At 64.0% G+C, this 25,284-nt stretch carries 25 protein-coding genes; 17 read left to right on the forward strand and 8 right to left on the reverse strand.

The genetic code is table 11. The features are described from left to right. Positions 1 to 83 precede the first annotated feature (83 nt). Positions 84 to 305, reverse strand: coding sequence for a DUF2842 domain-containing protein (locus DFK10_RS09045; RefSeq protein ID WP_109388705.1), 222 nt, complete (start codon positions 303 to 305; stop codon positions 84 to 86). Positions 306 to 315: 10 nt separating this feature from the next. After that, positions 316 to 1,608: an adenylosuccinate synthase gene (locus DFK10_RS09050; RefSeq protein ID WP_109388706.1), complete on the reverse strand. Its 1,293-nt coding sequence runs from the start codon at positions 1,606 to 1,608 to the stop codon at positions 316 to 318. A 155-nt stretch (positions 1,609 to 1,763) separates the two neighbouring features. Here DFK10_RS09050 and secG point away from each other — a divergent pair, with 155 nt between their 5' ends. From secG to DFK10_RS09125, 15 genes are all read left to right on the forward strand, one after another. After that, positions 1,764 to 2,138 carry a preprotein translocase subunit SecG gene (gene secG / locus DFK10_RS09055; RefSeq protein WP_109388707.1) on the forward strand — a complete coding sequence of 125 codons (375 nt, stop codon included), beginning with the start codon at positions 1,764 to 1,766 and terminating at the stop codon, positions 2,136 to 2,138. 174 nt (positions 2,139 to 2,312) lie between these two features. Further along, positions 2,313 to 3,956, forward strand: coding sequence for a CTP synthase (locus DFK10_RS09060; protein ID WP_109388708.1), 1,644 nt, complete (start codon positions 2,313 to 2,315; stop codon positions 3,954 to 3,956). 103 nt (positions 3,957 to 4,059) lie between these two features. After that, the gene (locus DFK10_RS09065; RefSeq protein WP_109388709.1) at positions 4,060 to 4,704 is read left to right on the forward strand and encodes a hypothetical protein; all 645 of its coding nucleotides are present in this window, start codon (positions 4,060 to 4,062) and stop codon (positions 4,702 to 4,704) included. A gap of 68 nt (positions 4,705 to 4,772) precedes the next feature. After that, positions 4,773 to 5,207, forward strand: a complete 435-nt coding sequence (locus DFK10_RS09070; RefSeq protein ID WP_109388779.1) for a tellurite resistance TerB family protein — start codon at positions 4,773 to 4,775, stop codon at positions 5,205 to 5,207. A 46-nt stretch (positions 5,208 to 5,253) separates the two neighbouring features. Beyond that, positions 5,254 to 5,697: a tellurite resistance TerB family protein gene (locus DFK10_RS09075; protein ID WP_109388780.1), complete on the forward strand. Its 444-nt coding sequence runs from the start codon at positions 5,254 to 5,256 to the stop codon at positions 5,695 to 5,697. After that, positions 5,694 to 6,437 carry a phosphate/phosphite/phosphonate ABC transporter substrate-binding protein gene (locus DFK10_RS09080; RefSeq protein WP_109388710.1) on the forward strand — a complete coding sequence of 248 codons (744 nt, stop codon included), beginning with the start codon at positions 5,694 to 5,696 and terminating at the stop codon, positions 6,435 to 6,437. Before DFK10_RS09075 ends, DFK10_RS09080 begins: the two co-directional genes overlap by 4 nt. A gap of 82 nt (positions 6,438 to 6,519) precedes the next feature. Continuing rightward, entirely contained in the window at positions 6,520 to 7,302 is a 783-nt protein-coding gene (locus tag DFK10_RS09085; RefSeq protein WP_109388711.1) for an ABC transporter ATP-binding protein, read from the forward strand. Positions 7,303 to 7,377: 75 nt separating this feature from the next. After that, positions 7,378 to 8,100, forward strand: coding sequence for a transporter substrate-binding domain-containing protein (locus tag DFK10_RS09090; protein WP_109388712.1), 723 nt, complete (start codon positions 7,378 to 7,380; stop codon positions 8,098 to 8,100). A 94-nt stretch (positions 8,101 to 8,194) separates the two neighbouring features. Then, positions 8,195 to 9,079: an ABC transporter permease gene (locus tag DFK10_RS09095; RefSeq protein ID WP_109388713.1), complete on the forward strand. Its 885-nt coding sequence runs from the start codon at positions 8,195 to 8,197 to the stop codon at positions 9,077 to 9,079. Positions 9,080 to 9,122: 43 nt separating this feature from the next. Beyond that, positions 9,123 to 9,929, forward strand: a complete 807-nt coding sequence (locus DFK10_RS09100) for an ABC transporter permease (RefSeq protein ID WP_109388714.1) — start codon at positions 9,123 to 9,125, stop codon at positions 9,927 to 9,929. Next, positions 9,929 to 11,239, forward strand: coding sequence for a glutamine synthetase family protein (locus DFK10_RS09105; RefSeq protein ID WP_109388715.1), 1,311 nt, complete (start codon positions 9,929 to 9,931; stop codon positions 11,237 to 11,239). The genes DFK10_RS09100 and DFK10_RS09105 overlap by 1 nt, the downstream gene beginning before the upstream one ends. 40 nt (positions 11,240 to 11,279) lie before the next feature. Then, a complete protein-coding gene (locus tag DFK10_RS09110) occupies positions 11,280 to 11,960 on the forward strand; it encodes a type 1 glutamine amidotransferase (protein WP_109388716.1) in 681 nt (226 codons plus the stop codon). After that, positions 11,957 to 13,312 carry a glutamine synthetase family protein gene (locus tag DFK10_RS09115; protein WP_217810113.1) on the forward strand — a complete coding sequence of 452 codons (1,356 nt, stop codon included), beginning with the start codon at positions 11,957 to 11,959 and terminating at the stop codon, positions 13,310 to 13,312. Before DFK10_RS09110 ends, DFK10_RS09115 begins: the two co-directional genes overlap by 4 nt. Next, positions 13,312 to 14,619 carry an NAD(P)/FAD-dependent oxidoreductase gene (locus DFK10_RS09120; protein WP_109388717.1) on the forward strand — a complete coding sequence of 436 codons (1,308 nt, stop codon included), beginning with the start codon at positions 13,312 to 13,314 and terminating at the stop codon, positions 14,617 to 14,619. Before DFK10_RS09115 ends, DFK10_RS09120 begins: the two co-directional genes overlap by 1 nt. 132 nt (positions 14,620 to 14,751) lie before the next feature. Further along, positions 14,752 to 15,948 (forward strand): DegT/DnrJ/EryC1/StrS family aminotransferase, encoded by a 1,197-nt coding sequence (locus tag DFK10_RS09125; protein WP_109388718.1) that lies wholly within the window; start codon positions 14,752 to 14,754, stop codon positions 15,946 to 15,948. A 1-nt stretch (position 15,949) separates the two neighbouring features. On the opposite strand, the gene DFK10_RS09130 is transcribed toward DFK10_RS09125, so the two are convergent. Beyond that, a complete protein-coding gene (locus tag DFK10_RS09130) occupies positions 15,950 to 16,915 on the reverse strand; it encodes a LysR family transcriptional regulator (RefSeq protein WP_109388719.1) in 966 nt (321 codons plus the stop codon). Between the two features lie 100 nt (positions 16,916 to 17,015). On the opposite strand from DFK10_RS09130, the gene DFK10_RS09135 reads away from it, so the two are divergent. Further along, positions 17,016 to 18,383: an aminotransferase gene (locus tag DFK10_RS09135; RefSeq protein WP_109388720.1), complete on the forward strand. Its 1,368-nt coding sequence runs from the start codon at positions 17,016 to 17,018 to the stop codon at positions 18,381 to 18,383. A gap of 161 nt (positions 18,384 to 18,544) precedes the next feature. On the opposite strand, the gene phaR is transcribed toward DFK10_RS09135, so the two are convergent. From phaR to DFK10_RS09150, 3 genes are all read right to left on the reverse strand, one after another. Continuing rightward, a complete protein-coding gene (gene phaR, locus DFK10_RS09140; RefSeq protein ID WP_109388721.1) occupies positions 18,545 to 19,108 on the reverse strand; it encodes a polyhydroxyalkanoate synthesis repressor PhaR in 564 nt (187 codons plus the stop codon). A 145-nt stretch (positions 19,109 to 19,253) separates the two neighbouring features. Then, complete coding sequence (locus DFK10_RS09145; RefSeq protein ID WP_109388722.1) at positions 19,254 to 19,697, reverse strand: phasin family protein; 444 nt, start codon at positions 19,695 to 19,697, stop codon at positions 19,254 to 19,256. Positions 19,698 to 19,876: 179 nt separating this feature from the next. Next, positions 19,877 to 21,688, reverse strand: a complete 1,812-nt coding sequence (locus DFK10_RS09150) for a PHA/PHB synthase family protein (RefSeq protein ID WP_408005580.1) — start codon at positions 21,686 to 21,688, stop codon at positions 19,877 to 19,879. 125 nt (positions 21,689 to 21,813) lie between these two features. On the opposite strand from DFK10_RS09150, the gene phaZ reads away from it, so the two are divergent. Beyond that, a complete protein-coding gene (gene phaZ, locus DFK10_RS09155; protein WP_109388782.1) occupies positions 21,814 to 23,079 on the forward strand; it encodes a polyhydroxyalkanoate depolymerase in 1,266 nt (421 codons plus the stop codon). Between the two features lie 7 nt (positions 23,080 to 23,086). On the opposite strand, the gene DFK10_RS09160 is transcribed toward phaZ, so the two are convergent. Continuing rightward, entirely contained in the window at positions 23,087 to 23,797 is a 711-nt protein-coding gene (locus DFK10_RS09160; protein WP_109388724.1) for an alpha/beta fold hydrolase, read from the reverse strand. 74 nt (positions 23,798 to 23,871) lie between these two features. Then, a complete protein-coding gene (locus tag DFK10_RS09165; RefSeq protein ID WP_109388725.1) occupies positions 23,872 to 25,215 on the reverse strand; it encodes an MFS transporter in 1,344 nt (447 codons plus the stop codon). Positions 25,216 to 25,284: the final 69 nt, after the last annotated feature.

The raw sequence follows: 25,284 nt of genomic DNA on the forward strand, positions 1-25,284 counted from the left end.
GACGCTGCTTTCGGGGGACCCGCCTTGCGCTTCTTTGTCAGTGGACGGGATTTATCGGGCAGCTGATACGTCCGGTGCGGACGTTATTCGCCTTGGCCCACGCCCTTGAACACCCATTTCAGCGGGAACGCCCAAAGCACACCAAGCCCGACGTAAATGGCCAGTTCCGCGCCCAGTGGCGGGCGCGCCTGCGGGTCGGGCCAGAGCCAGTTCACCACCGTCACGCAAACCACAATATAGACCGGCAGGCCCACAACGAGGATCAGCAGCGACAGGCGTTTGCGGGCTTTGAGCGTCAGGGCCAAGGGCGCCTCCTCAGTCGGCGAAGGGATCCGTCACGAGGATCGTGTCGTCCCGTTCAGGCGACGTGGAAAGTAGCGCGACCGGGCATTCGATCAACTCTTCGACGCGGCGCACATACTTGATCGCGTTGGCGGGCAGGTCGGCCCAGCTGCGCGCGCCTTCGGTCGATTCCGACCAGCCGGGCATTTCCTCGTATACGGGGGTGCACCGCGCCTGCTTGTCGGCGGCGGTGGGCAGATAATCCAGCCGCTCGCCGTCCAGCTCGTAGCCGACGCAGATTTTCAACGTCTCGAACCCGTCCAAAACGTCCAGCTTGGTCAGCGAAATGCCGGTCACGCCCGAGGTGGCGCAGGTCTGGCGCACCAGCGCCGCATCGAACCAGCCACAACGGCGCTTGCGCCCCGTGGTGGTGCCGAATTCGTGACCCCGTTCGCCCAGGCGCTGGCCATCATCATCGTCCAGCTCCGTCGGGAACGGACCCTCGCCCACGCGGGTCGTATAGGCCTTCACGATGCCCAGAACATATTCGATGCTGCCGGGGCCGACGCCGGTGCCCGTCGCCGCCTGCCCCGAGATCACGTTGGAGGAGGTCACATAGGGGTAGGTGCCGAAATCAATGTCCAGAAGCGCGCCTTGCGCCCCTTCGAACAGGATGCGGCGGCCCGCCTTGCGCTTTTCGTTCAGCACCTTCCAGACCGGCCCGGCAAAGGGCAGAATCTGCGGCGCGATCTCTTTCAGCAGCGCGATCAGCCCGTCGCGATCGATCGGCTCCAGCCCGAGGCCCGCGCGCAAGGCATTGTGATGCACCAGCGCCCGGTCGACGCGGGTTTCCAGCGTCGCGTCATCGGCCAGGTCAGCCACGCGGATCACCCGGCGCCCGACCTTGTCTTCGTAGGCGGGGCCGATGCCGCGCCCCGTCGTGCCGATCTTGGCGACGGAATTCTGGTTCTCGCGCGCCCGGTCCAGTTCGCCGTGGAACGGCAGGATCAGCGGCGTGTTCTCGGCGATCATCAAAGTCTCGGGCGTGATCTCGACCCCCTGGGCGCGGATCGTCTCGATCTCGTTCACCAGGTGCCAGGGGTCCAGCACCACCCCGTTGCCGATGACCGACAGCTTGCCGCCGCGCACCACGCCCGAAGGCAACGCATGCAGCTTGTAGACGGCCCCGTCGATGACCAGCGTATGGCCGGCATTGTGCCCGCCCTGGAACCGGCAGATGACATCCGCGCGCTCGCTCAGCCAGTCCACGATCTTGCCCTTGCCCTCGTCGCCCCACTGGGCGCCGACCACGACCACGTTTGCCATCGGTCCGTCCTTCGAAATGAAAACCCGCGCCGGTATAGGCCAAGCCCGCCGGGCGCGAAAGGGCCGAATGGCGGCAAGTTGGCCACAGGACAGGGGTTGCGGGCGGGCGCAATGGCTTCTAGATACGCCCCGTTGCGCTAACAAAGGCTGGCCCCATGCAGAACGTCGTTCTTGTCATCCACTTGCTTCTTGCCCTCACCCTGATCGGCGTGGTGCTGATGCAGCGTTCCGAGGGCGGCGGCCTTGGCATGGGCGGCGGTGGCGGCGGCGGGGGACTGGTGTCTTCGCGCGGGGCGGCCACGGCTCTGGGCAAACTGACCTGGCTGCTGGCGATCGCCTTCATCTGCACCTCGATCGCGCTGACGATCCTTGCGGCACGTGATGCGGCGGAAAGCTCGGTCACCGACGCGCCCGCGGCCTCCGGAGCAATCGAGGACACGCCGGCGACACCCAGCCTCGATGGCGACTCGCTTCTGCCGCCTTCGACCGGCGGCTCGGGCGACGCGCCGCTGGTTCCGGACGCAAACTAAGGGGCTTAAACTGACCACTATCGGTTGCGGGCGGCTGGACCGCCCCAACATGATATTGCGTCACCGGTTGCGTTCGCGGGGCGAATCCGGATACACTTAAATCCCGTGATCAAGGGTTTCTGCGAAAACCCGAATCCACGACTTTCGGACGGTTTCACGGGGGCTTCCTTATATATGGCGCGCTATATCTTCATCACGGGCGGTGTCGTTTCCAGCCTTGGCAAGGGATTGGCTTCGGCCGCGCTGGGGGCGCTTCTGCAGGCCCGCGGCTTCTCGGTGCGGCTGCGCAAGCTGGACCCCTACCTGAACGTTGACCCCGGAACGATGTCGCCTTTCGAGCATGGCGAGGTTTTCGTCACCGACGATGGCGCAGAAACCGACCTCGACCTTGGCCATTACGAACGCTTCACCGGGGTGCCGGCCCGGATGACCGACAGCGTGTCCTCGGGCCGGATCTATTCCAACGTTCTGGAACGCGAACGTCGGGGCGACTACCTTGGCAAGACCATCCAGGTGGTTCCCCATGTCACCAATGAAATCAAGGACTTCATCGGGATCGGGGATGACGAGGTCGATTTCATGCTCTGCGAGATCGGCGGCACGGTCGGTGATATCGAGGGCCTGCCCTTCTTCGAGGCGATCCGACAATTCAGCCATGACAAGCCGCGCGGGCAATGCATCTTCATGCACCTGACGCTGCTGCCCTACCTGGCCGCCTCGGGAGAGCTCAAGACCAAGCCGACCCAGCACTCGGTCAAGGAGCTGCAATCCATCGGCATCGCGCCCGATATCCTGGTCTGCCGTTCCGAACAGCCGATCCCGGACAAGGAACGCGAGAAGATCGCGCTGTTCTGCAATGTGCGCAAAGAGGCCGTGGTCGCGGCCTATGACCTCAATTCCATCTACGAGGCGCCGCTTGCCTATCACCGCGAGGGTCTGGACCAGGCGGTGCTGGACGCGTTTGGCATCAGCCCGGCCCCCAAACCCGACCTGCGGGTCTGGGAAGACGTGGCCGACCGTATCCACAATGTCGACGGCGAGGTGAACATCGCCATCGTCGGCAAATACACCCAGCTGGAAGACGCCTACAAATCGATCAAGGAGGCCCTGACTCACGGTGGCATGGCCAACCGGGTCAAGGTCAACGTGTCCTGGGTGGATGCCGAGGTCTTCGACCAGGACGATGCTGCGCCGCACCTGGAAGGATTCCACGCGATCCTGGTGCCGGGCGGATTCGGGGAGCGCGGCACCGAGGGCAAGATCAAGGCGGCGCAATTCGCCCGCGAACGCGACATCCCCTATCTCGGGATCTGCCTGGGCATGCAGATGGCCGTGATCGAGGCGGCACGCAACGTCGCCGGGGTCAGCAGTGCCGGGTCCGAGGAATTCGACCACGAAGCCGGAAAGAAACGGTTCGAGCCGGTGGTCTATCACCTCAAGGAATGGGTGCAGGGCAACGAGAAGGTCAAGCGCAAACACACCGACGACAAGGGCGGCACCATGCGGCTCGGGGCCTATGACGCGGTGCTCAAGGACGGATCGAAAGTGGCGCAGGTCTATGGCACCACGGCGATCGACGAGCGCCATCGCCACCGCTACGAGGTGGATGTGAAATATCGCGACAAGCTGGAAGAACAGGGGCTGATCTTTTCCGGCATGTCGCCCGACGGCCGCCTGCCCGAGATCGTGGAGTGGCGCGACCACCCCTGGTTCATCGGCGTGCAGTTCCATCCGGAGCTGAAATCCAAGCCCTTCGCGCCGCATCCCCTCTTCGCGGATTTCGTCCGTGCCGCCGTGGAAACCTCGCGCCTGGTCTAGGCGGTTTCGGATCGCGTCCGCGATCCGACCGGGTGGGGGGCCAGCCCCCCACACCCCCCGGGATATTTTCGGTCCAAAGAAACTTGGTATTTGCCTGGCCCTGTTGGCCGGTGCCGCCGGCGCTCAGGTCGTGGAGGCGGATTACGACACGGTTGCGGCCGAGTTGGGCGGAGTTTTCGACTTCGAAGCGTTCGAGGTGCTGCCGGAGCCGGGCGCCCGGATCGACGGTGTCATCCTGGGGCCGGGATTGAGCATCGGCGAGCGGTTCCAGGGACAGCGGTTGCACGATGACCCCCCGCGGGAGTCTGCACGACCGCTCGAACCGGAGGCGCTGGTCGTTCTGCCCGGCGCCGCCGGTCAAAATCACGCGGTCGCCCATCATGCGGGGTTCGGGTCCAATGCGCTGTTTCCGATCGGACCGGCCGGGTTCGAGCGGATCGAGGGCCGGGGCGAGGGCGTGACCAGCATCCGGTTTGGTATTCCTCAAGCCGCGGTCGGGTTCAGGTTGCATGCGGACTATGCCGACCCGCTTGGGGTCCGGCCCCCTCCGGGTGTGCTCCGGGTGCATTTCTTCGATCCGGGCGGAGGTTTTTTCGGAACCCAGGTGGTGGAACTGCGCCACGGGGTGATGTCGCTGGCCTTTCGCAGCCTCGGCGCGCGGATCGGCGGTATTCAGATCGAGCATGACGATCCGGGCGGAATCGCACTGGATGATCTTCTCTTCGCGATACCGCAGGTCGTCGGCTGAATTTCCCCTTTGCAATGGGCGGCTACGGTGCCCAGAGTGGCGACGAAGACCCAGGCAACGAGAGTGCGATGTTCGAGAAATTGCTGGCCCGGCTGCATCTGGCCGACCCACCCGAAACCCCGATGCCGCCTGCGGATGCGCAACACGCACTGGGCGCGCTGCTGGTGCGGGTGGCCAAGGCCGACCGGACCTATCTGTTCGCCGAGATCGAAGAGATCGACCACCTGCTGACCGATCTTTACGATCTCAACCCCGTCGAGGCCGCGCAAATGCGGGCACAATGCGAAAAGCTGGAAGCGGCCATGCCCGACACGGCGGAACTGGCGCATATCCTGGAGGCGGGGATCACCGAGGCGGACAAGGAACGCTTCGTGCGCGCGCTCTGGCGGGTTTCAGCCGCCGACGGGCACCGCCACGAAAGCGAGACAGAGGTGGTTGCGCTGGCGACCGAGGCATTGGGGCTGGCGACAGAGCGCGTGGCAGCCCTGCGTGACCCTGCCTGAGCGGGCGGGGATTGGCCTTGGCCCCGCACCGTCTTATGTTCGGGACATGATAGCCGATCTTCTGCGCGCCCTGACCGCCCCGACCCCGCAGGCCATTCCGGCCGATGATGCCCATCTGGCGCTGGCCGCCCTGCTGGTGCGGATCGCGCGGGCGGATGGTGAGTACGACGCACGCGAAGTGGCCCGGATCGACGCGGTGCTCCAGGCCCGATTCGACCTGGACGCGGAAGCCGCCCTGGCGATGCGGCGAGAGGCCGAACAGGTCGAAGCCGAGGCCCCCGACACCGTGCGCTTCACCCGTGCCATCAAGGAGAGCGTGCCCTACGAGGACCGCGAGGGCGTGATCGAGGCACTGTGGGAGATCGTGCTGGCCGACGGGGTGCGCGACCACGAAGAAGACGCGCTGTTGCGGCTGGTCGCGCCGATGCTGGGCGTCTCGGACCAGGACAGCGCCCATGCCCGGCGCCGCATCGAGGCCCGCAGGGGGTGATCGCCGCCCTGCCCATGTATGACCGGCCCGAGACGCGGGCAGCGACCGATCGGTTCTGGGAGCTGACCCGCGACGCGTTGTCCTTGCATGGCATAGACGCCCCTGAAGCTCTGACACGAGATCGCGATCCCTGGGATATCTGGCAGGCGCCGGACCTTGTGCTGGCGCAGACCTGTGGCCTGCCCTACCGCGCGCGGCTGCATGGGACAGTCACGCTGATCGGGGCTGCCGATTTCAACCTGCCGGGCTGTGCGCCGGGGGAGTACAACAGTGTGATACTGGGGCGTGCGGACAGTCTGCCCGACGCGCCCGTGCTGGCGGTGAACGAGGCGCTCAGCCAATCCGGCTGGGCGGCGCTGCACGGGTTTTGTCAATACAATCACGTGACCCCGTCAGACATCGTCTTCACCGGCGCGCATCGCGCTTCGGTCCGCGCGGTGCTGGACGGTCAGGCGGACCTCGCCGCCTGTGACGCGCAGACCTGGTGGTTGATGCAGCAGCATGATGCCTGGGCCGCATCCGCCGTCGAAATCGCCCGAACACCGCCCACGCCCGGCCTGCCCTTCATCACCCGCGCCGGACAGGACCCCGCTCCATACCTGGAAGCGTTGCGCGACGCCTGCGCCGCGCTGCCGGCCGTGGACCGGGCCGCGCTCAACCTGCGGGGGATCGTGGCAATGACGCCCGCGCGCTACACCGCGCTGCCCATTCCGCAGGCACCGGCGTCCAGCCCGGCCTGAGAGCAGGCCTGGCGTGCGGAAATCATTGCATTCGTCAAGGAATCGCGCCCTATTACAGGGCCAAGCAACCTCAAGAGGCCCCGTGACCGATCCGGCCAACGCCCCCGTTCTGGAAATTCGCAACCTGCACAAGGCCTACGGGTCGCTTGAGGTGATCAAGGGCGTCGATATTTCCGCACCCGCCGGCCATGTCCTGAGCCTGATCGGCTCGTCGGGGTCAGGCAAATCCACGATCCTGCGCTGCGCGAACCTTTTGGAGGACAGCCAGCAGGGCGACATCCTGTTCTGTGGAGAGCCCGTCACATGGAAGGGTGAAGGCCTGAACCGGCATCCGGCGGACAAGGCCCAGATGATCCGTATCCGGACGAACCTTTCGATGGTGTTCCAGCAGTTCAACCTGTGGGCGCATATGACAATCCTTCAGAACGTGATGGAAGCGCCGCTGACGGTTCTGAAACGGAACCGCGACGAGGTCGAGGCCTCCGCGCGCGCCTATCTCGACAAGGTGGGGATCGGGGACAAATGCGATGTCTATCCGGCACAGCTCTCGGGCGGGCAGCAGCAACGCGCGGCGATTGCCCGGGCGCTCTGCATGGAACCAAAGGCGCTCTTGTTCGATGAACCCACCAGCGCGCTCGACCCGGAACTCGAGCAGGAGGTCGTGCGCGTGATCAAGTCGCTGGCCGAGGAAGGGCGCACCATGCTGGTCGTGACCCACGACATGAAGATGGCCAACGACATTTCGGACCATGTCGTGTTCCTGCACCAGGGCCTGATCGAGGAACAGGGACCGCCGGACCAGGTCTTCGGAAACCCGCAATCGGAACGGTTGCGCGGTTTTCTGTCGGCAACCGCCCATACGTAACGGTTGCCAAATGCGAACCGGCAGGGAATCCTCTGCCACAGGGCCCTTCGGGGCCGAAACCAACGGGAGAAACCAATGAAGAAACTTGCTCTTTCGACCGCAGCGCTGGCGATCGTCGCCGGGGCCGCGTTTGCCGAAGGCCACAGTGTTGTCCGCATGGGCACCGAGGGTGCCTATCCTCCGTGGAACTTCATCAATGACGCGGGCGAGGTCGACGGCTTCGAACGCGAGCTGGGCGACGAGCTGTGTGCGCGCGCCGAGCTGACCTGCGAGTGGGTGACCAACGAGTGGGATTCGATCATCCCCAACCTCGTGTCGGGCAACTACGACACCATCATCGCGGGCATGTCGATCACCGATGAACGCGACGAGGTCATCGACTTCACCCAGGCTTATACCCCGCCGGATCCGTCAGCCTACCTGGCCTTGTCCGCCGATCTTGATGTCGAAGGCGCGGTCATCACCGCCCAGACCGGCACGATCCAGGCCGCTTTCGTCGCCGATCAGGGCTGGACGCTTGTCGAGTTCGCCACGCCCGAGGAAACCGTCGCCGCAGTGGTGAACGGCGAGGCCGACGCGGTGCTGGCCGACAAGTCGTTCCTCGACGGCGCGTTGGAAAGCAGCAGCGAACTGGTCATGCTGGAGCGCATGGAACAGATCGGCGGAGGTGTCGGCATGGGCATCCGCGAAAGCGATGCCGAGCTGCGCGAAACCTTCGATGCGGCGATCCAGTCCATGAAGGATGACGGTTCGCTCAATGCGCTGATCGAGAAATGGGAAGTGGCCTCGACGTTCTGAGCCCGTCCCGATCCCGTGCCGGTCAGATCCGGCACGGGGCCCCCTTCATCTTGGCAAATAAACTCAATTTGCACCGCTGATCCGAGGCCCAGCCATTTTCAGTTACTGCACTGATCCCTCGACCCTGGACGGCCTGCAATGGCTGTCGTGCTACCTGACCACGGGCAAGCACATGAATTTCTACGTGTCTTTCGGCACGGTTCTCCTGCTTCTGGCGATCACCGCCCCCACGGCGCTGGCCTTCGGATTTGGTGGGGCGATGGCGGCACGCAGCCGTTTCGCGCCGCTCTCCTGGTTGGGCAAGGCCTATATCGCCATCGTCCGCGGCGTGCCCGATATCGCCTTCTTCCTGTTCTTCGTGATCGCCCTGGACCAGGCCTTCGAATACCTCCGGCACCAGGTAAAATGCCCCGACTGGCCCGATGCGATCCGTCAGGGCAACGATTTCGTCGTCTGCGCCGAGGCCAAGCTGCCGCTTGGCAACTCCGCGCAGTGGGTCCATGAAACCTACGGGTTCTTCCTTGCGGTCCTGACGTTTTCCATCGTTTTCGGCGCCTTCGCGGCCAATGTGCTCTATGGCGGCATGCGGGCCGTGCCACGGGGCCAGCTGGAAACCGCCGAGGCCTATGGCATGTCCCAGCGCCAGACCTTCTGGCGCATCCTCGTGCCGCAGATGTGGGTCTATGCCCTGCCCGGCCTGGGCAACCTCTGGATGGTGCTGACCAAGGCCACGCCGCTTCTGTTCCTGCTGGGGGTCGAGGATATCGTCTACTGGGCGCGCGAACTTGGCGGCATCAAGGGCGAACGCTTTACCGACTACCCCCATGGGGACTGGCGCATGTGGTATTTCCTGGTGCTGCTGATCTTCTACCTCGGCCTGACCCGCGTGTCGGAGATCGTGTTGGATCGGCTGATGAAGCGCCTCACCCACGGCCAGGCGACATCGGGCGGGGAAGCCCAGCGAAAGGCGGCCGCATGATACAACGAAATGCCGCAATCTTGCCTGCGCGGAGGTCCGCCCCATGAGCTGCTGGCAGACCATTTCCGACTACGCGTTCCGGTCTCTGGGCTATGGCGAACGCCTGCTGCCGCGCGAGGATTTCACCCTTTGCCAGCAATTCACCCTGATCGGCTCGGGGATGATCTGGAACGTCTATTTCGGGCTTATCGCCCTGCTGACCGGCTTCTTTCTCGCCACGGCCGTGGCCATGGGCAAGGCCAGTTCCAACCGGCTGATCCGCAAACCCTCGGAATGGTTCATCTTCCTGTTCCGCGGCTCGCCCCTCTTCATCCAGTTCTTCTTCGCGTATTTCTTCTTTCTCAGCCTGAAATCGCAATATGCGTTCTTCGATCCCTTCACCTCGGCCGCCGTTGGCGCCGCCATCGTCCTGTTCCTCAACACCGCCGCCTATTCCGGTGAGATTTTCTACGGGGCGCTGCAATCGATTCCGAAGGGCGATACCGAGGCCGCAGATGCCTATGGGTTCTCGGGCTGGGCGAAGTTCCGCAAGATCACCTGGCCCACCATGCTGCGCCTGGCCTGGCCCGCCTATACGAACGAGGCGATCTTCTTGTTCCATTCCACGACGCTGGTCTTCTTCAGCGGTTTTCCGGCGTGGCAACAGCGGGGCGATGCGCTCTATTACGCCAGCTATTTCGCGGACAAGACGTTCAACCCCTTCGTGCCCTACCCGATCCTTGCAGGGTATTTCATTCTGGCGACCCTCGTGATCATCACGGTGATGGGGGCGATCAATCGCCGCCTGAACCGGCACCTGCCGCAGGATGTCCGGCCGAGGATGCGGTTCCGCACCCCGGCCATACGCTGATGGAGAGCATTCGCGCCATCCGAACGGCCACGGCCGACCTCAACGGCATCGCGCGCGGCAAACGCCTGCCCGGCCAGATGGGGGACAAGCTGCTGGCGGACGGGGCGCGGTTTCCCCTGTCGGTGCTGAACCTCGATATCTGGGGCGAGGACATCGAGAACAGCCCGCTCGTCTTCGACAGTGGCGATCCCGACGGTGTAGCCCGGCCCACCGAACGCGGCCCCCTGCCGATGCCCTGGCTGGACACGCCCAGCGCCCTCGTCCCGATGTGGATGTATCACGAGGATGGGCGCGTTTTCGAAGGCGACCCCCGGCAGGCACTTGCGCATCTTCTGGTGCGGTTCACCGAACGGGGCCTGTTTCCGTTGGTTGGAACCGAACTGGAATTCCACCTTGTCGATGACAGCGCCGAGGACATTGCGCCGGCCGCCTCACCTCGCTCGGGCAAGCGGCGCACCGGCGGCGACATCCTGTCATTGCGGCAACTGGATGCCTTCGATGCGTTCTTCACCGACCTCTATGACGGGGCCGAGGCGATGGGAATCCCGGCCGAAACCGCAATTTCCGAAAGTGGGCTTGGACAGTTCGAGATCAATCTCGGTCACCGGGAAGCCCTGACGGCCGCCGATGATGCCTGGCTGTTCAAGATGCTGGTTCATGGCATGGCGCGCAAGCACGGTTTCGCCGCCAGCTTCATGGCCAAGCCGTGGCCCGATCAGGCCGGCAACGGGATGCATGTGCATGTCTCGGTGCTGAACGATGAGGGCCGTAATGCCTTCGACGACGGCACCGAAAAGGGCAGCGACATGCTGCGCCACGCCATCGGCGGGTGCCTTGCGGCCATGCCCGCATCGACCCTCATCTTTGCACCGCACGGGCCAAGCTATGACCGGTTCGTGCCGGGGGCCCATGCGCCCACCGGCGTTGGCTGGGCCTACGAGAACCGCACCGCGGCGCTGCGTGTTCCGGGTGGCGCGCCCGCGGCACGGCGGCTGGAACACCGCGTGGCGGGGGGCGACGCGAACCCGTACCTGATGATCGCCGCCGTGCTGGGGGGCATCATCAACGGCATCTCGGACCGCATCGCCCCGCCCGCTGCGCTGACCGGCAATGCCTACGAGATGGACCTGCCGCAGATCCCGCAGGATTGGCAGACGGCCATCGACCTTTTCGAAACCAGCCCCGAGATGGCCCGCATCTTCCCGGCCGGGCTGATTGCGAATCTCACCGCCACCAAGCGGCAAGAGGCCCGGAAGCTGGCCGAACTGGACGCGACGGCGCGGCGCGATCTCTATCTCGACATCGTCTAGGCACGGGCCTAGGCTGCGGCAAAACACCCGAAGGTGACCCATGAAAATCGGTATCCTGCAAACCGGCCACGCGCCTGACCAGTTGCGCCCCGTGCTGGGCGACTACGCGGACCTGTTCCGGCAGTTGCTGTCCGGACAGGGGTTCGAGTTCGAGACCTACAGCGTCGTTGACGGCACCTTTCCATCCGGCCCCGAAACCTGCGATGGCTGGCTGATCACCGGCTCCAAGCACGGCGCCTACGAGGACCACGCCTGGATCCCGCCGCTGGAGGATTTGATCCGCGCCATTCGCGACAGCGGGCGGCCGCTGGTGGGTATCTGTTTCGGCCATCAGATCATCGCACAGGCCCTCGGCGGCCGGGTCGAGAAATTCAAGGGCGGCTGGGCCGTAGGGCGGCAGGCCTATGACTGGGAGGGCGAAACGCTCCACCTGAACGCCTGGCACCAGGATCAGGTCGTGTCGCTACCGGACGGGGCCGAGGTGATCGCCTCGAACCCCCATTGCGCCTATGCCGCGCTTCGGATCGGTGACGCGGTGCTGACCGTACAGCCCCATCCCGAATTCGGCCACGAGGTGATCGCGGGTCTGATCGAACATCGCGGCGATGCCGTGCCCGACGACCAGTTGGACGCCGCTCGCGGGACTCTGGGCCAGTCGGTCGCCAATGACAAAATCGCCGCGCAGATCGCGCGCGTCCTCAAGGCCAAGGTGCCCGCATGAAACCCTGGATGAAACAGACCCCCGCCGCGGCCCAGTCCTACATGGAAGCCAACCGCCTTGACGAGGTCGAATGCATGATTGCCGACCTGCCCGGCATCGCCCGCGGCAAGGCCGTCCCCGCCACCAAGTGGGAGCGGATGCAGAAATTCCATCTGCCCAACTCGATCTTTTTCCAGACCATCACCGGTGGCTGGGGCGAGGCCGCCGGCGACGAGGGCTTTACGGAACCCGACATGGTGCTTTACCCGGACCTCAGCACCGCGACCGCCGCGCCCTGGGCCGATGACGGCACGCTGCAAGTTATCCACGATGCCTTTGACCAGAAGGGGAAGCCCATCCCCTATGCCCCGCGCAACGTGCTCAAGCGAGTGGTCGAGCTTTATGCCAAGGAGGGCTGGACCCCGGTCGTCGCGCCGGAAATGGAATTCTTCCTCGTCGCGCGCAACGTGGACCCGGCCAAGCCGATCGAACCGATGATGGGCCGGTCGGGTCGCCCCGCCGCCGCGCGGCAAGCCTATTCCATGTCCGCGGTGGACGATTACGGCCCCGTGATCGACGACATTTACGAATTCGCGGAAATCCAGGGGTTCGAGATCGACGGCATCACCCAGGAAGGCGGCGCCGGGCAGCTGGAAATCAACCTGCGCCACGGTGACCCGGTCAAGCTGGCCGACGAGGTGTTCTTTTTCAAGCGCCTGCTGCGCGAGGCGGCTTTGAAACATGATTGCTTCGCCACCTTCATGGCCAAGCCCATCGAGGGCGAGCCGGGCAGCGCCATGCATGTGCATCACTCCATCCTCGACAGCGAGGGCGACAACCTGTTCACCGGCCCCAATGGCGGCGAAACGGATGCTTTCTTCCAGTTCATCGGCGGGTTGCAGACGCACCTGCCCTCGGTCGTGGCGCTGATGGCGCCCTATGTGAACAGCTACCGGCGCTACGTGCGCGACCACGCCGCCCCGATCAACCTTGAATGGGGGCGCGACAACCGCACGACGGGCCTGCGCGTGCCGATCAGTGACCCAGCCTCGCGCCGGATCGAAAACCGGCTGGCGGGTATGGATTGCAACCCCTACCTGTGCATCGCGGCCTCGCTTGCCGCGGGCTACCTGGGCCTGAAACAGGAACTCTGGGCCGACAAGAGCTATCGTGGCGATGCCTATGACGGCGAACCCGACCTGCCCCAGGGCTTGGGTGCGGCGCTGGACCTGTTCGACGGGAACACGGACATGCAAGAGGTCCTGGGCCCCGAATTCACCCGCGTCTATTCCATCGTAAAACGCGCCGAATACGAGGAATTCCTGCAGGTGATTTCCCCGTGGGAACGCGAACACCTGTTGTTGAACGTCTGATGCCGAACCCGCTTTACCGTAACGACCACCCCGCCACCTATCCCGACAGCTGGTATGTCGCCTCGTCGAAAATACCGGCCGAACGGCCGGGCCTGCGCGGCCAGCAGACGGCGGATGTCTGCATCGTGGGGGCTGGGTTCTGCGGCCTGACCGCAGCGCTGCACCTCGCCCAGGCGGGGATGTCGGTGATCGTGCTGGACGCCCACCGCGCAGGCTGGGGCGCCTCGGGGCGAAATGGCGGGCAGGTCGGCAGCGGCTTCAACAAGGACCAGCGCTGGCTGGAAGCGAAGATGGGCAAGGGTCCGGCCCGCGCCCTGTGGGACATGACCGAAGAGGCCAAGCAGATGCTGCGCGACCTGTCGGCCGCCCACGCCCCCGATGCGCTGTTCAAGCCCGGCGTGGCCCATGGCGCCTATTCCGTGGCCGAGGCCGCCGCGCTGCATGACGAGGCCGAGTTCCTGGACAAGGCCTATGGCTATACGCAGGTCGAGCCGCTCGCCGCCAAGCCGTTCCAGCGGATCGTGCGCTCGCCGCTCTACAAGGGTGGCGTAATCGACCGGGGCGCGGGCCATATTCACCCGCTGCGCTATGCCCTGGGGCTGGCGCGGGCCGCCGAAAAGGCCGGGGCGATCATCCATGAGCGCTCAGAGGTGCACCATATCGAGCCGGGCAACCCGGCCGAGGTCCGCACCGGGTCGGGCCGGGTCCATGCGAAATTCGTCCTGCTGGCCGGGAATGGCTATCTGCCCAACCTGAACCGCAAGGTCGCGGCGCGGACCATGCCGCTCAATTCCTTCATTGCGGCCACCGAACCGCTGGACGAGCGCGCCGCCGATGTGCTGGCCGAGGATATCGCCTGCGCCGACAGCAAATTCGTGGTCAATTATTTCCGCCTGTCCGAGGACAAGCGCCTGCTGTTCGGAGGGCGCGAAAACTACACGGTCGCTTTCCCGCGCTCGATCGAGCCGGAACTGCGCACACGCATGGAAACCATGTTCCCGCAGCTCAGGGGCGTCGGCATCGACCATGTCTGGGGCGGCACGCTGGGGATCACCCTGACCCGCCTGCCCCTGGTCACGCGCCTGCAGGACAACATGCTCAGCGCCGGCGGATTTTCCGGCCATGGCGTCGCCCATTCGGGCATGGCCGGTAAACTGATGGCCGAGGCCGTGATGGGACAGGCGGGGCGGTTCGATGTTTTCGCCAAGCTGCCCGTGCCTCCCTTCCCGGGCGGCGCGGCGTTCCGTGCGCCGCTGCTGACCCTTGCCATGACGTGGTATTCCCTGCGCGACCGGCTGGGCATCTGAGGCCCTGATTCAAACCTGCAACAGTTTCGATGGCGGGGCGGCATGGCCCTACCGGCGTCATGGATTCGACACACTGGCTGTGTTAGGAGGAATCGAAATAACATTTCGATTTTCCCGAAAAGAGGCCGAGCCATGCCCCAGATCCCCAATGTCTACGACGCCGAACCCATCCCGGCCACCGCCATGGAAGAGGTGACGCGCCTGCTGAACACCGGCGACCTGTTCCGCTATACCGCGCCCGAAGATGCGCCGGTCTCTCTGCTGGAGCAGGAATTCGCCGCCCTTCTGGGCACGAAATACGCGCTGGCCGTGTCGTCCTGTTCGGCGGCGCTGTTCCTGTCGCTCAAGGCGCTGGACCTGCCCCGCGATGCCAAGGTCCTGATCCCGGCCTTTACCTTCGCCGCCGTGCCCTCCTCCATCGTGCATGCGGAATGCCAGCCGATCCTTGTGGAATGCGGCGAGAATTATCGCATCGACATGGCTGACTTCGAGGCCAAGCTGCCTCAGGCCGATGCGGTCATCATCAGCCATATGCGCGGCCATACCAGCGACATGGACGCGATCATGGCTCTTTGCGATGCCGCCGACATCCCGGTCATCGAGGACGCGGCGCATTCGCTGGGCACCACATGGCACGGGCGCAATATCGGCACGATCGGCAAGATCGGGTGTTTCTCGTTCCAGTCCTACAAGCTGATCAATGCCGGCGAAGGCGGGATCATGGTCACGGACGATGCCGACCTCGTGGCGCGCGCCGTGATCATGTCCGGCGCCTATGAACACAGCTGGATGAAACATGACGTGCCCGCAGAGGCGATGCAGGCCTGGCAGAACAAGCTGCCGCTTTACAACCTGCGCCTGTCGAACCTGTCGGCCGCGATCATCCGGCCGCAGCTACCGGAACTGGCCCGCCGGGTCCGCGACGGGCGGCGCAACCATGACCACGTCGCCGATCGGCTCAACGCCAGCCCATGGCTGACCGTGCCCGAAAAGCTGGCCCCGGAACAGCGCGCCCCGGATTCCATCCAGTTCAACCTCGTGGGCATGACCGAAGACCAGATCGGCGCCTTTGCCAAGGCCGCCGCCGCGCGTGGCGTCAAGGTTCAGATATTCGGGCGCAGCACCGACAATGCCCGCGCCTTCTGGAACTGGCAGTTCCTTGGCCGCGACTGGGACCTGCCCCAAACCCGCGCCATGTTGATGGCCGCCTGCGACGTGCGCCTGCCCGCCCGCCTGAGCGTCGATGAATGCAGCATTGTCGCGGGGGAACTCGTGGCCGCAGCCCAGGACGCGATGACCGCGCCCGGCACCGCGGTCGCCGCGGAATAGCCTAGCCGAGCACGCGCAGCTGCCCTGCCAGCCAGGGCAGTTTCTGCGTCGCTGGGTCCACGATCATCTCGGACAGCAGCCCGCGCAGGCGGGCGGCCATGTCACCGGGCATGTCGCCAAGCACATCGCGTCGCGCCACCAGCGAAATCCGGCGGCTCAGCGGCTCGAAGGGCAACGGGTGCAGGTCTACCTCGTCGCGGAACCGCGCGGCGTGGGACCACCCCAAGGGTGTCAGGATCGACCACCCCGCCCCGGCCGCCACCATCGCCAACACCGCGTGGTAACTGTCCAATTCAAACCGGTGGTTGAGCGTCAGGTTCTGCCGCACGAGATGACTGGCGATCATCTGCCCCATATGGTGGCGGGTCGTGTACTGGACCATAGGCATCCGTCGCAATTGCCGGAGCATGTCCCCCTGCCCCAGCGCGCCCTTGGGCGCTGCGACCACGAAGGGTTCCTCGAAGAGCGGATGCACCTCCATCCACTCGGCGCCGGACCCGATATCGCTGGCGACGACAACGTCCAGGGCGCGGGCCTGAAGCAGCTCGAACAACCTGTGCGAGGCACCGGTTTCCAACAGGAATTGGCAATTCTTCAGCTCTTCGCCCATGTCCGACAGCAGGCGCGGCGTCACGTCGGCGTCGAAATCCTCGATCATGCCCAACCGCAGCCGCGTCAGGCGCGACAGGTCGGCCATGGCCAGCTCGGCGCGGGCCTGCTCGGCCTCGCTGAGGATGGCATTGGCGCGGCGCAGGAACATTTCGCCGGCCGGGGTCGGGATCACGGGCCGCGCGTTACGGTTCAGCAACGTCGTGCCGATCGCCGCCTCGAGGTTCGTCAATTGCTGCGAAACGGTCGCCGCCGAGGAGTTCAGGCGCTTTGCGGCAGCAGAGATCGACTGCTCCTCCGCCGTGGCCACGAAGACCTCGACGCCCCAAAGCGTGATCTTGCCGGATGCTGCCGCCATACCTGCCCCTTTCCCCTGCAGATTAGCCCCGCCACAACGGCAATTGAAAGCCCCGTCAAGCGCGCCTAATCTCGCGTCAATGATCCAATGGAGGTGGCCCATGCCCGACGACAACATCAATTCCTGGGAAGGCCGCGCCGATGCCCGGTCCTTCTATGGGTTCACCGACCTGCCGACGATCCACGAGCGCGGCGCAGTGATCGTCACACATGGCGAAGGACCCTATATCATCGATGTGCATGGCAACCGCTATCTCGATGCCAATTCCGGCCTGTGGAACATGGTGGCAGGGTTCGATCACCCCGGCCTGACCGAGGCCGCAAAGGCCCAATATGACCGCTTTCCCGGCTATCATGCTTTCTTCGGGCGGATGTCCGACCAGACGGTGATGCTGTCGGAAAAGCTGGTCGAGGTGTCCCCCTTCGCCGAGGGCAAGGTGTTCTACACCAATTCCGGGTCCGAGGCGAATGACACCATGGTCAAGATGCTGTGGTTCCTCTGGGCCGCCGAAGGCCAGCCGCAGCGCCGCAAGATCCTGACCCGCAAGAACGCTTATCACGGAGTCACGGCGGTGTCGGCCTCGATGACCGGCAAGCCCTACAATTCGGTCTTCGGGCTGCCGCTGGACGGGTTCCTGCACCTGACCTGCCCGCATTACTGGCGCGAGGGGCGCGATGGCGAGACCGAGGCGGAGTTCACCGCCCGGTTGGGCCGCGAACTGGAGGAGGTGATCGCCCGTGAGGGGGCCGAAACCATTGCGGGCTTCTTTGCCGAACCCGTCATGGGCGCCGGGGGGGTGATTCCGCCGTCAGAGGGCTATTTCCAGACGATTGCGCCGATCTTGAAGAAACATGGGATTCCGCTGATTTCGGACGAGGTCATCACCGGCTTTGGCCGCACCGGCGAAACATGGGGCTGTGAAACTTATGATTTCATGCCTGACGCGATCATTTCCTCCAAGAACCTGACCGCCGGGTTCTTTCCGATGGGGGCCGTGATTCTGGGGCCAGAGCTGTCGGATCGCCTGCAAGCGGCTTCGGAAGCGATCGAGGAGTTCCCGCATGGGTTCACCGCTTCGGGGCACCCGGTGGGCTGTGCCATCGCGCTCAAGGCCATCGACGTGATCATGAACGAGGGGCTGGCCGAGAATGTCCGCGCTCTCACCCCGAAATTCGAGGCCGAGCTGGCGCGGCTTGCCGAGCATCCGCATATCGGGGAATGGCGGGGCAAAGGCCTGATGGGCGCCCTGGAGGCGGTGGCCGACAAACCGACCAAAACACCCTTCGACGGGTCGCTGTCGGTCTCGGAACGCATCGCCAATGCCTGCACCGACCAAGGGTTGATCTGCCGCCCCTTGGGGCAATCCATCGTTCTGTGCCCGCCCTTCATCATGACCGAGGCCCAGATGGACGAAATGTTCGGCAAGCTGGAGGCGGCGCTGGACAAGGTTTTCGCCGAGGTCACTTAAGGCGGCGCGCTCCGCAGGCAGGTCGGAACGTGGAGAACGAGGTCGCCGTCGCCGCACGGGTCGCGCGGAAGTGCGTCACCCCGGCTTGCGCCTGATGCGCACCCGCGCCCATTGCGTGATCGTCTGCGATTCCGGACCGATCAATCTGATGGGGCTTCGTTCTACTTGCCCATCTTCGACAGCTTGTCCTGAAGCTTGGCCAGCTCGGCCTTGATCTCGTCAAGGTCTTCATCGTCATCGGCCTTGCCGGATGAAGGTTCGGGCGCGGCCCCCGGCCCGGTGGAGCCCATCACGCCGCCGGTCATGGCCTTCAGGAAGGCCTGCTGCTGTGCCTGCATGGCCTCGAAACCCGGCATTTGCGACAGCGCGCCCATTGGCCCCATGTTCTCCATCATCTTGGATTGGCTTTCGCGCAACATCTCGAAGGATTGGGCGAGGAATTGCGGGACCACAGACATGGATTGGCTCGTATAAGACCGAACCAGATCCGTCAGCACATCGACCGGCAGAACGCTTTCCCCGCGGCTTTCGTGTTCGGCGATGATCTGCAGCAGGTACTGGCGCGTCAGGTCGTCCCCGGATTTCAGATCCACGATCTGCACATCGCGCCCATCCCTGATGAACGAGGCGATGTCTTCCAGCGTCACGTAGTCGCTGGTCTCCGTGTTATACAGGCGACGACTTGCATAGCGCTTGATCAGCAACGGCTGGGATTTGTCTGCCAAGGTTTCCCCTCCTCAGGCCCTTTTTGCGGTGCAGAGAAGCGTGGATGCCTTTGCAGAAAAAAGCAAGGGCGAGCTGCATGTGCAACTCGCCCCGCGTGACGTCGGCCCTCAGGGAGGAGGAGGAGGGCCGGGCGTTTCTTATGACTTACTTCGCGGCCTTCTTGGCAGCGGCGGTCACCTCGGCGGTGGCCTTCTTGGCGGCGGCGCTCATGTCTTCGGACATGTCCTTGCCGGCGGCCATCATCAGTTCCAGGGTCTCGGTCTGGACCTTCTTGGCGATCTCGGCATAGGCGGCCATGTGCTCGGAGGCAGCTTCGGCAGAGGCCGAGGCGAAGTCGGTCATGGCTTTGGCATAGTCGGCCGGTTCGCTCTTGGCCTTGGTCATGTCGTTCATCTTGGCCAGGGTGTCCTGGGCCCACTTGGCGCTCAGGTCGGTGGACTTCTGCGCGGCGTCGATGGACACAGCCGACAGCTTCTCGGCCAGGGTGGTCTGGGTCTTGAAGGCATCTTCCATGGCCTTGGTGTCAACCGGGAAGGCACCCATCATGTCTTTCATGACAGCGGTGAAGTCTTGGGTCTTGGTAGCCATTGGTATGGTCCTTTTGGTCTGGTTCGCGGGACGATCCCGTTTCTGCAACTGCAAGAAATCTAGATGCTGCGCTGCAGCAAATCAAGGTTTTTTCTGCATTGCAGCAAAAAATTCACGAAATCTGACATAACGATTGGAAAACAATAACTTGGACTGAAATATCCCGCGAAAAAAGGACGTCATGACGTTATTTTCGGCTTGTCGGCGACGACGTAAGTGCCCGGCGCAGGCGCAATCGGCGGGTGAGTCTTCGATCCCGGTTCGCGCGCCTCGACCTTCTTGCCGGACCGCTTTCGCAGCCACTTTTCCCAATGGGGCCACCAGCTGCCGCCGTGCTGTTCCGCACGCGCCTGCCAATCCTCGGGCGACAGGGAAAGATCGTCGTTGGTCCAATAGCCATACTTGTTCTTGACCGGCGGATTGACGATGCCCGCGATGTGGCCGGACCCGGCCAGGATGAAGGTCTTGTCCTTCGAGCCCATCTTCTGAATGCCACGGTAAGAGCTTTTCCAGGCGGCAATATGATCGGTTTCGCAGGCGATGGCGCAAAGCGGCACCTGCACATTTTCAATCTTCGCCGTGTGGCCGGCCACCTCGAACCCGCCGCTGGCGAACTCGTCTCGCTGGCACAGGCCACGCAGGTATTCCACCGCCATCTTCGCAGGCAGGTTCGTGCCGTCGCCATTCCAGTAGAGCAGGTCGAAGGCCGGGGGGCTTTCCCCGAGCATGTAGGACCGGATGGCCGGTTGATAGATCAGGTCATTGGACCGCAGGAAGGAAAAGGTCCGCGCCATGTAGAAACTGTCGAGATAACCGTTTTCCGTCACTTCGGCCTCGATCCCGTCCACGAAATCGTTGTCGAGGAAGACGCCCACCTCGCCCTGGTCCGAGAAATCGGTCAGCGTGGTAAAGAAGGTGGCGGAATTGACATAGTCCAGCCCGCGATCCTTGAGAATGGAAAGCGTCAGCGAGAGCGTGGTCCCGGCGATGCAATAGCCGATGGCGTTGACCTTCTTGACGCCGCAAATCTCTCGCACGGTTTCCAGCGCGGTGATGTAGCCATCCTCGATATAATCGGCCATGCCGACATCTCGATAGGTGGCATCCGGGTTCACCCAGCTGACCACGAACAACGTGTAGCCCTGGTCCACGATCCATTTGATCAGCGAATTCTGCGACTTCAGGTCGAGGATGTAGAACTTGTTGATCCACGGCGGAAAGATAATCAGCGGTGTGCCGTGCACCTTCTCGGTGCTGGGCGCATACTGGATCAGTTCAAACAGATGATTGCGAAACACCACCTCGCCAGGGGTCGTGCCAAGGTTTTCGCCAACCTTGAACGCCTCTTTGTCCGCAAGGTTGACGATGAGTTCGCCCTCATTGGCCTCCAGGTCGTGCACCAGGTTTTCCAGCCCCTTGACCAGGCTTTCACCTTCCGTCTCGACCGCGCGCTCCAGCGCATCGGGATTGGTGGCCAGGAAATTCGTGGGCGACATCAGATCAATGATCTGCTGGCTGAAATAACGCAGGCGGTTCTGTTCACGCTCATCCAGCCCCTCGATCGACTCGACCGCCTGCGCCACCGCATCGGCATTCAACATGTATTGCTGCTTTACGAAATTGAAGTAGGGGTGCGAATCCCAGAGCGGATTCTTGAATCGCCGGTCGCTAGGGGTGTGGTCCTCGGGTGCCTTTATCTGGCCACTGGCGAGCGCCTGTTGCGCCTCGACATAGTGCTGGAGGGTCTTGCCCCAATACCCCACCTGCTGCTCGATCAGCTTGGCTGGGTTCTGCATCATCTCGGCCCAATAGGCCGTTGCCGCCTTGGCATAAAGCTCGTGACCGGGGCCTTGCAGGTCGTCGCGGACCTGCCGTTTATGGGCAAGGGCATTCACAAGGCGCTGGGTCAACTCCTCGATCCGGGCCATGTTTTCTTCCAGATTTGGAAGGGCCTCGCCCGCTGCCGTGTCGCTGTTTTCTGAATTCGACATTGCCATGCGCCCCCTCGACGCGTATTTTGCACGTGCAGCATCTGCCCCCTGGCTCCCCAAGGGTCAATGCGACCTATAGCACAATCGCAAGAAAATGCATCTTGCGCGTGACGCCGGAGACGCCCGTGAAATACATGATGACCTACGACATGATGGAAACCGCCCGCAACACCAACGAGTGGCTGGGCGCCACCGCGAGGGCCATGGCGTCCTATCCGGCCTTCTCGATGTGGCCAAATCCGGGCATGGCGATGCTGAAAGCCTGGGGCGAGGTGACCGAACGCAGCTTTGCGCGCATGGTGGCCAAGCCCGATTGGGGCATTTCCGCCGTGCCGGACATGGACGGCAAGGACCACGTGGTCTCGATCCGCAAGGTCGTCGAAAAGCCCTTCGGCGACCTGATTCATTTCCGGTGCATCGGACGCCACGAGCGCCCGCGCAAGGTGCTGTTGGTGGCGCCGATGTCCGGGCACTACGCAACCCTGCTGCGCAAGACCGTGATCTCGCTGTTGCCCGATTGCGAAGTCTATATCACCGATTGGCACAATGCCCGCGACATTCCCGTTTCGGCCGGCAAGTTCGATATCGAGGATTACACGCTCTACGTCATGGATTTCATGCGCGAGTTGGGGCCCGACACCCATGTGATCGCCGTTTGCCAGCCGGTGCCCCTGACCTTGGCCGCCACCGCCTATCTGGCCGAGCTGCACCCCGAGGCACAGCCGCGGTCGCTCACCCTGATCGGCGGTCCCGTCGACCCCGAGGCCAATCACACGGAAGTCACCGATTTCGGCCGCACCGTCACAATGGGCCAGCTGGAACAGTCGATGATCCAGCGGGTCGGCTTCAAATATGACGGAGTCGGGCGCAAGGTCTATCCGGGGCTGCTGCAACTGGCCTCTTTCATCTCTATGAATGCCGAAACCCATTCCAGGGCCTTCACCAACCAGATCATCAAGGCCGCCAAGGGCGAAGCCGGCGACCACGACAAGCATAACACCTTCTACGACGAATATCTTGCCGTCATGGACATGACCGCCGAATTCTATCTTTCGACGGTCGAGCGCATCTTCAAGGCCCGCGAGATCGCCCGAAACGACTTCGTGGTCGATGGTCACAAGGTGGATTTCGGCGCCATAACCGACGTGGCGGTCAAGATCGTCGAAGGTGAGGAAGACGACATTTCAGCCCCCGGCCAATGCCTGGCCGCTCTGGACCTGCTGACCGGCCTGCCTGACGAAAAGAAAGCCAGCCACCTGGAACCGGGCGCGGGCCATTACGGAATCTTCGCCGGCAAAAGCTGGCGAAACAACATCCGCCCGCTGGTTCTGGATTTCATCGACGCCAATTCCGGCCCGCGCGGCAAGGTCCGGCTCTCTGCCGTAACCTGACCGCGCCCTAGCGCAGGACCAACGGCTGCCTGAGCCAGGCATGCAGCGCGGAAATGGTGCCCTCGGGATCTTCCAACATCACCGAATGGCCGACGCCTTCCAGCATTTGAAAGGCCGCGTAGGGAATCAGTTCGGCCAGGAATTCCTGCCGCTTCCGCGGCACGACCTGGTCCAGTTCCCCGGCCAGAACAAGCGTCGGCTGCGTGATCCGGCGCAGGCTGGCCTGGTGGTCCCTCCGGCGCTGCATCGCGCGTTGCTGGCGCTCAAAGACATCGGCGCCCAACGCCTGCGCCATCTCGGCCAGATGCGCCAAATGGGCATTCCGCTCCGGCCCCGCCGCCACCTGACGCGGCAACACATCGCGGCTCAGCACCTCCTCGAAACGGCCCGATCGCGCGGCCACCATCAAGGGTTCACGGTCGGCGGCCTCTTGCGGCGTGTCGCTCAGCGGGTTGGTGCCGATCAGGGGCAGCCGGTTGACCCGGTCGGGCGCGCGGCGAAAGATTTCCAATGCGACGACACCGCCCATGCCATGCCCGGCCAAGGCGAATTTCGCGGGCGCACCGGACAGGATGGACGAGGCCATCTCTTCGATCCGGTCCCCGGTCCAGATCGGGGCGAACATCACGGGACGGCCATAGCTGATCACCGTGCTGACTGTCGCCCAGCCCCGCGCATCGGACAGCATATCCGGCAGAAGCACCAGTGTTTCGATCATTCCTGCCCCGAATTTCGGCTTGCCTGTGCCGCCAGAATGTTCACGCGGACCGGGCCGGTGCAAGCCCCAATCGGTCAAGCAGCGGGCAGGACCCGTGCCGCGCGGGGTCGATACAACACCCACAGCCCAATAACCGCCAGCACAAGGATGCCTGCAGGCACCAGCGTCACCGAAACATGCAGCGCACGAAGGGCGTCGGCACTTTGCTCGGCCCGGCCCTCGGTCGTCTCCTGCCAGCCAAAGGCACCTAGGATCAGGCCCAGTGCGCCCGGCGCCAGCGCATTGGCCAGCTTCTGTCCGAACAGCCAGATCGCCGAGAAACCGCCCTCGATCGCCGCCCCGGTCCGGGCGCGGGTCACGTCCATCAGGTCGGGATACATGGCCCAGGGGATCTGCTGGTAAGCGCCATTGGTCATCCCCGCCAGCACGAACACCCCCGCGATGGCTGTCACATTGACCGAGGGCAGTGCCGCGAACAGGCCGAAGAGCAGCAGGATATAGAGGCAAAGCCCCAACACCAGCGCCCCCAGCTTGCCCAGCGTCGCCGAGGCCCAGACCCAACCCGCCTGGCTGAGGATCGAGCCCAGCGTGAACGCGGCGAACAGCAATGACAGGACGGTCAGGCTCTGTGCCAACGCCGATAGCGGCGTGTCGCCGGTATCCGCAATCAGGTAGAGCGCCGCAAAGGGCAGCCCCGCGGTAATCAGGGCAATGGCCAGCGTCATCACCCCGTAAAGCGCGGCCAATACCATGAAGGGCCGGTTGCCAAGAACATGGCGCAGCATCTCGGCCGGGCTGACCAGGGATGGCGTCGGGTGACGCGGCGCCTTGCGAATCGACCAGACAGAAAACCAGATCGCCCCCAGGATCAGCGGCGAGACGACAAGCGCGGCATGGGCATGGCCACCGCTCGCCGCCAGCCCGGGCACCAGCGCGCCCCCCACGAGGATGCCGACGCTGGCAAAGCCCATGCGCCAGGCGGTCATCTGCGACCGCTCGCGCCCGTCCTCGGTAATCTCGCCGGCCAGGGCACCGTAGGGGATGGCCACCATGGTAAATCCCACCGTGGCCAAACAGAAAAAGCCCAGAACCCAGGGCAGCGCCGCCGTGCCCCGCAACTCTTCGGGCACCGCGAACAGCCCGACCATGCCGGCCACCATCACCACCGCACCTGCCATCATCCAGGGCGCACGGCGCCCGAACCGGCTGTCGGTGCGGTCCGACAGGTAGCCGATCAGCGGATCTGTGATCATGTCGAAGACCAGCACGGCGGTGGTGGCCGCCCCGGCGATCCCTGCCGGCACACCCAGATACGAAGTCAGAAAAGCCAGCACCAGCAACTGCTTGACCACCACGAAGACGACCACCCCCAGGTCAGCCAGTCCCCAACCCGCCTTCTGTCCGATCGTCAAGGCCATTGCGCCCTCCCCAACAGCTCCGACGCCATCTCAACACCACGGCTCCCCGCATCCAAAGCGAAACGTCGG

Source organism: Salibaculum griseiflavum (assembly GCF_003129565.1).
Taxonomy (GTDB): Bacteria; Pseudomonadota; Alphaproteobacteria; order Rhodobacterales; family Rhodobacteraceae; genus Salibaculum; species Salibaculum griseiflavum.